Source organism: Bremerella sp. JC817, from assembly GCF_040718835.1.
GTDB lineage: Bacteria > Planctomycetota > Planctomycetia > Pirellulales > Pirellulaceae > Bremerella.
Genome location: NZ_JBFEFG010000232.1, coordinates 1 through 381, shown reverse-complemented (window position 1 = coordinate 381; position 381 = coordinate 1). Strand labels below are relative to the sequence as shown.

Genomic DNA, 381 nt, shown 5'->3' with positions numbered 1-381 from the left:
GTTTCAAGGGGCAGCGCCCTGGGGCGGCACGAGGATGGTCGGCCCTACTACACGATGCGGTTCATCCGGGGCGAGACGCTCCGCGACGCGATCGAGCGCTTCCACCGGAGCGAAGGGCGGCCCAGATCCCGGCGCGACCGGGCCTTGCGCCTTCGGAAGCTGATCGTCCGGTTCCTGGCCGTGTGCGACGCGGTCGACTACGCGCACAGCCGGGGGGTCATCCACCGCGACCTGAAGCCGTCGAACATCCTGCTCGGGCCGCACGGGGAGACCCTGGTGGTCGACTGGGGGCTGGCCCGCCCGCTCGATGACCCGGGGGCGATCGAGGTCCCCGGCGACGGCATGGCGGGGGGCAGCAGCGACGGAGCGAACGGGATCGAG

At 72.2% G+C, this 381-nt stretch carries 1 protein-coding gene; it reads left to right on the top strand.

Annotation, left to right across the window (positions count from 1 at the left end):
- Positions 1–381, top strand: a 381-nt coding sequence (locus AB1L30_RS01330) for a protein kinase (protein ID WP_367011526.1), incomplete at both ends; no start/stop codon positions are given.